This is a genomic window from Sodaliphilus sp. (genome assembly GCF_045598405.1).
GTDB lineage: Bacteria > Bacteroidota > Bacteroidia > Bacteroidales > Muribaculaceae > Sodaliphilus > Sodaliphilus limicaballi.
In genome coordinates this window covers 1-5,797 of record NZ_JAZLLZ010000107.1, presented here as the reverse complement: position 1 = coordinate 5,797, position 5,797 = coordinate 1, and the positions used below count along the sequence as shown (strand labels likewise).

Below are 5,797 nucleotides of genomic sequence, written 5' to 3'. Positions count from 1 at the left end.
AGAAAATACTTTTATTATGATTTTTATGTTTAGAAAATAGCTTGCTCTGCAAGCAAAATGGAATTACCTCATAGCTAGTGTATTATCATTTTGAGGACAGAGTCCTCCATTTTAAGGGAGGTTCGCTGGTCGCGGCACGGGTTTTGCCCACTTACCGCTGCTCACTCCCTTGTGCACGGTTCTTGGCGTGAGCCATATAAACTAAAAAAAATCATTTTCTTTTTTTTCGATACCAAGCCCCGGTTATACCAAAGTGTCGTAACTGACAGTGTTTGGAGAAGTTAGTACAATTCTCGCAACTTTAACCGGACAGTAATAAATACCAATGTACACAAAAGTAACAAAAGCAACAAAAGCAATCTGTTTCAGTGGTTTCTGTTATTTCACGATTTTGTGTTTCTTTTCACCGAAGTAGGCAACGGGAATGCGTTCTTTGTAATCGTTGTGCATGATGTCTCTCTCGGGCTTGTAGTGCTCGGTCGGGAGATTGGCGAGGTTGAACAAGATGTGACAGAGCTCGTCGGTCGAGAATGTCTTGTCTTGTGCATTCAGCAGGGCCTGGACTTTGTGGGGATACTTGGTTTTGTAGCCATGAGAATACCACACGAAGAAAGGCACTTCAAATATGTATCGGCACAGCGTGGGCGTGATGTCGCCATCGAGTTTGCGACCACGGTTGTCCCGGTAGTCATAGATTTCTTCGCCATGGTCGGAGAAGTAGATGACAATGCTGTTAGAGTCTTTGAACTTGTTGTAGATCTGTGACAGGATGTAGTCGTTGTAGAGTGTGGCGTTGTCATACTGGGCAATAGCGGTTTTCTTGCTGCGGTCAAGCCATTGCTCGTTTCGGTTGATGCTGTCGCAAGTGAATCGCATAAACCGCTTTTCGTGCGGAAAGCGTTCGCTAGCGTTGTGATGCTGGCCGTTGAGGTGAAAGATGACCAGGTTGCCCCCTGATGAGACATCAAAGTTGAAAGAGTCGATGAGTTCTCCGTCGTGTGCATAGCAGTCGGGGTTATTTTCGGTAAATGCTATGGGATTGAGTTCTTTATCGTATAAGAAAGAGTTGAGTGCGAAGGTCCACATTGACCCTTGTCCGTAACCTCTCTGGTTGTCCCACAGATAGACGTTCCAGTTGCTCTGCTTGAACAGGGTGGGGAAAATGGGGTGGTCAAACCATTTTTCGTCATTGCTCACCGAGTTGCAGCTGAGTATGTTCTTGATAGCGAGACTGGTCTGGCTAGCAGGAGAATAGGCATTGTTGAATGTGATGAGGTTGTTGCATGCCGCCTCGCTAGCCATGTGGGGAGTCGTGTTAAGCGGATAACCGTAGAGAGGAGAGTGCCATTTGATGAAAGATTCCCCTATGACGACAACGATGTTGATGGAATCGTTGCTTTGACGCGGCGTGGGTGGCTTGATTGCAATGTTGGCATTGATGGCTTGTTGCGTTTCTTTGCCTGACACATACAGCGTCTTGGTGGCTGCGATTATCCTGCTCACTGGGTCGGGGAAATTGTAATACTCGCAATAACTCATCATCTGTTCTGTCGTGGAAAGTTGGGCGAGCACAACGAAACACTCGCCGAAGCCGACGCTCGTGAGCAACGTCGCTAACGTCAGCCAGTTAACGGGGGCGGCGACACGTTGCAACATGTTATGTCCCCACTTGTTTCTTATCACTGTGAGAGAGATGAATGCGGCAAGGTAGATGGCCACTTTGGCATAAGCCTTCATGCTTGCCGATGATAACAAGTAGTCTTGCAGGAACTCGGTTGCCTCGCTGGTATAGGTCTCGGCTACAAGTCTCAACGCCTCGGCCCCGATGCCTGTGTGCGTGTTGGCTTGCAAGAAAAAGTCAATGAGCATGATGATGAACATGGATGCGTAAACCATGTTCTTGGCGATGCGGTTGCTCACCACGTGGGCCACCGCTGCAAAGGCGTAACTGAAGAACAACCCCACAAAACAACGCTGTGCAACGAGCAATGAGTAGTCAAGATGTGGGTTGCCGAATACTGCGGGCAGGCTGTGGAGAGTGGATTTAAGGCAGAAGAAGCAAGCGGTGACAAGAAAAAACGGTAGCTCGTTAACCACGGGGCTACCCACTGAATGAATCAGCGTGGCGAAAAACTTGGATGGCTGCTTGCTTTTATTGTTCATGATTTTGCAGGGTAGATTAGTGAATTTTATAGGTAAAAACCCCGAGCGGTGCGCCCGGGGCTTATGGTGGTAGGTTTCATTGTTGACAATGGAACCAGTTTTATTTGCCGTCTTGATTACTCGTGACGGGGACCACGGTTGTTACCGCCGTTGCCACGGGGACCACGGTTGCCACCGCCGTTGCCGCCTTCGCGACGAGGACCGCGGTTGCCACCGCCGTTGCCGCCCTCGCGACGAGGACCGCGACGCTCCTGACGACGCTCCTCGTAGCCCTCGGGCTTCTCTTGGAGTGCGCGGAGTGACAGACGGAACTTGCCGGTCTTCTTGTCGATCTCGATGAGCTTGACAGTGAGCTCGTCACCTTCCTTGATGCCGCTAGCTTCCATGCTCTCGAGGCGGTCCCAGCTGATCTCGCTGATGTGGAGCAGGCCGTCCTTGCCGGGCATGAACTCTACGAATGCGCCAAACTCAAGGATGCTGCGCACCTTACCGGTGTAAACGGTTCCTTCCTCGGGAACAGCGATGATAGCCTTGATGCGCTCAACGGCTGCGTTGATGTTCTCAACGTTAGCAGCAGAGATATCGATCTCGCCCTTGCCGTCGATCTCGTCGATGGTAACAGTAGCGCCAGTCTCTTCCTGGATGCCCTGGATAACCTCGCCACCCTTGCCGATGATAGCACCGATGAACTCCTTGTCCACTGTCATGTGAACGATGCGGGGAACGTGAGGCTTGTAGTCCTCGCGAGCCTCGGGAATAGCCTCGTTGATGAGTTTGAGGATGTGGAGGCGTCCTTCCTTAGCCTGCTGGAGAGCCTGCTCAAGGATTTCGTAGGGGAGACCGTCGCACTTGATGTCCATCTGAGTAGCGGTGATACCATCAACGGTACCAGTTACCTTGAAGTCCATGTCGCCCAAGTGATCCTCATCGCCCAGGATGTCGCTGAGCACAGCGTGCTTCACGTTGCCCTCGTCGGTGATGAGACCCATAGCGATACCTGCAACGGGTTTCTTGAGCTTAACGCCTGCATCGAGCAGAGCCATGCAACCAGAGCAAACGGTAGCCATCGAAGACGAACCGTTAGACTCGAGGATGTCGCTCACGACACGCACGGTGTAGGGGAAGTTGTCGGGCAGCATGCGCTTGAGGGCGCGGTGTGCCAGGTTGCCGTGACCAATCTCGCGGCGGCTCACGCCACGGGGAGCACGTGCCTCGCCAGTAGAGAAACTGGGGAAGTTATAGTGGAGCAAGAAACGCTCGTTCTCGTGCTTGAGCACGTCGTCGATGAGTTTCTCGTCGAGTTTTGTACCAAGGGTAACAGTAGCGAGAGCTTGTGTCTCACCGCGAGTGAACACTGCTGAACCGTGGGGGTAAGGCAGGTAGTCGGGCTCGCAAGTGATGGGGCGAATCTCGTTGGTCTTACGTCCATCGAGGCGCACCTGCTCGTCGAGGATGCAACGGCGCACTGCATCGCGCTGCACGTCGTGGAAGTAACGGTGAATCATGGGAGACTTCTCTTCGCGCTCCTCCTCGGGGATAGTTTCCATGAACTCCTCGAGAGCCTTGTCGAAGGTCTCGTTGCGCCAGTGCTTGTCGGCGCTGCCGGCTTGAGCCACAGCGTAGCACTTGGGATAGCACTCGGTGCGAACGCGCTCCTTGATTTCCTCGTCGTCCATCTCGTGGCAGTATTCACGCTTAACGACGCCAAGCTCGGCAGCAAGCTCCTTCTGTGCAACGCACATGGGCTTGATAGCATCGTGAGCAGCCTTGAGAGCAGCAATGAGGTCGTCCTCGCTCACTTCGTCCATTTCGCCCTCGACCATCATAATATTATCGTAAGTTGCACCTACCATCAATTCCATGTCAGCTTTTTCGAGTTGCTCGAAAGTGGGGTCGATAACGAATTGTCCGTCGATGCGAGCCACGCGCACTTCGGCGATGGGCTCCTCGAAGGGGATGTCAGAAACAGCGATAGCAGCCGAAGCAGCCAGACCAGCCAGAGCATCGGGGCAGTCAACACCGTCGCTCGAGAACATGATGATCTGAACGATAGTGTTAGCGTGATAGTTAGAGGGGAAGAGGGGACGCAAAACGCGGTCCACGAGGCGAGCGGTCAAGATCTCATAGTCGCTCGCACGACCTTCACGCTTGGTGAAACCGCCGGGGAAACGGCCAAAAGCAGAGAATTTCTCTTTGTATTCAACTTGAAGGGGCATGAAATCAGCACCTTCCTCGGCCTCTTTGGCCGAAACAACTGTCGCCAGCATCATAGTGTTGCCAAAGCGCAGTTCAACAGCTCCATCGGCTTGCTTTGCAAGCTTTCCAGTTTCGAGGGTGATCTCACGTCCGTCACCCAGTACGATGGTTTTTTTAGTAGGTGTAAACATAAATTATTTTTAATACATTGTGTAAAAATCGGACAAAGGTAGTAATTTTTTGCCACTTTACCAATTATTTTCGTGAAAATCACACTTTTGTCGTTTTTCCGCAATATTGAAAACATAAGTTTCCTAAATTAAAGTGATTGTTGCTAATTCTTTGTCCCTGGCGGGACAACATGTAACTTGATTTTATAACATGCGAAAGTTGAATTAAAAAATCCTTAATATGGAAATTTTGTTGCAAAATATTTTGTAAAAAGGAATTATTGTTATACCTTTGCTTCGTAAATAATATAATATGAGAATCGTTTCGCATAGAAAACTAAAAGAATTTTACGAGAGACCTGGGCATGAAGATTCCAAGGTCGCTTTGGAACGATGGTATCATGCCGCAGAAGAAGCTGATTGGCATAATTTTGCCGAAATGAAGCAGGACTTCGGTTCGGTGGACTCGGTGGGAAATCAGCATTATGTGTTTAACATAGGCGGGAATAAGTACAGGATGGTTGTCGTGGTGAAATTTGTGATGGGATATATTTTCATCAGATTCGTGGGCACCCACCAAGAATATGACAAAATAGATGCAAAATCGATTTAAAATTAGGCAATATGATAAAAATTACTGAAAGTCAATACAAACTTGCACAATCAAGGATTGAGGGACTGCTTCCGTTAGTTGACGATACCACTCCGCTGGACGATCCCAAGGCAGTGGAACTCATGATGATGTCTGACATTATCATAGAATATGAAAAAGAGCATTGTCCCATTGAGAAACCCACAGTGGCCGAACTCATTGCCGACGGATTGAAGGAAGTGCACCTCACGCAAAAACAGCTTGCGACTGAACTGGGCGTGAGCACAACGCGCGTCAACGATTTTGTGTCGGGGAAATCCGAACCGAACCTTAAAATCGCAGGGCGCATTTGTAAATTGTTGAATATTAAGCCAGCGGCAATGCTGATGCTATAGCATTAGCTTGTCTGAAAAAAACATAAACCGCTGAACTGTGTGGCATTATTTCTGTCACTGTTCAGCGGTTTTTGTATTGTTTTTGTTCTTACATTCTCTTATGCAGTTCACGCCCAAATACTAGATAGAATAGAAAGTAATATACCTCAAATCCGCAGTATAAAATTTGTTAACGTTTTTGCACGCGTTAGAGGGGCATCGCCTGGCCGGATCGGTGGCAACGTGCTAAGTTCTGTGTGTTTTTGTCACGAGCGGGCACACTGCCCCTTTCCCCAATCCTT

The 5,797-nt window shown here is 49.5% G+C and carries 4 protein-coding genes; 2 read left to right on the top strand and 2 right to left on the bottom strand.

Annotated features, from left to right (window positions below):
• Positions 1-378: 378 nt before the first annotated feature.
• Both ACKI3C_RS07670 and pnp read right to left on the bottom strand, forming a co-directional pair.
• Entirely contained in the window at positions 379-2,163 is a 1,785-nt protein-coding gene (locus ACKI3C_RS07670; protein ID WP_407403700.1) for a phosphoethanolamine transferase, read from the bottom strand.
• A gap of 116 nt (positions 2,164-2,279) precedes the next feature.
• Positions 2,280-4,550, bottom strand: coding sequence for a polyribonucleotide nucleotidyltransferase (gene pnp / locus ACKI3C_RS07665; protein ID WP_407403698.1), 2,271 nt, complete (start codon positions 4,548-4,550; stop codon positions 2,280-2,282).
• Positions 4,551-4,842: 292 nt separating this feature from the next.
• On the opposite strand from pnp, the gene ACKI3C_RS07660 reads away from it, so the two are divergent.
• Entirely contained in the window at positions 4,843-5,142 is a 300-nt protein-coding gene (locus ACKI3C_RS07660; RefSeq protein WP_407403696.1) for a type II toxin-antitoxin system HigB family toxin, read from the top strand.
• Positions 5,143-5,153: 11 nt separating this feature from the next.
• Complete coding sequence (locus ACKI3C_RS07655) at positions 5,154-5,516, top strand: helix-turn-helix domain-containing protein (protein ID WP_407403694.1); 363 nt, start codon at positions 5,154-5,156, stop codon at positions 5,514-5,516.
• Positions 5,517-5,797 lie beyond the last annotated feature (281 nt).

What these genes read in the sequence shown, in the direction of transcription:
- ACKI3C_RS07655 (WP_407403694.1), top strand. Translation starts at nt 5,154, where the DNA reads ATGATAAAAATTACTGAAAGTCAATACAAACTTGCACAATCAAGGATT.
- ACKI3C_RS07670 (WP_407403700.1), bottom strand. Translation starts at nt 2,163, where the DNA reads ATGAACAATAAAAGCAAGCAGCCATCCAAGTTTTTCGCCACGCTGATT.
- ACKI3C_RS07660 (WP_407403696.1), top strand. Translation starts at nt 4,843, where the DNA reads ATGAGAATCGTTTCGCATAGAAAACTAAAAGAATTTTACGAGAGACCT.
- pnp (WP_407403698.1), bottom strand. Translation starts at nt 4,550, where the DNA reads ATGTTTACACCTACTAAAAAAACCATCGTACTGGGTGACGGACGTGAG.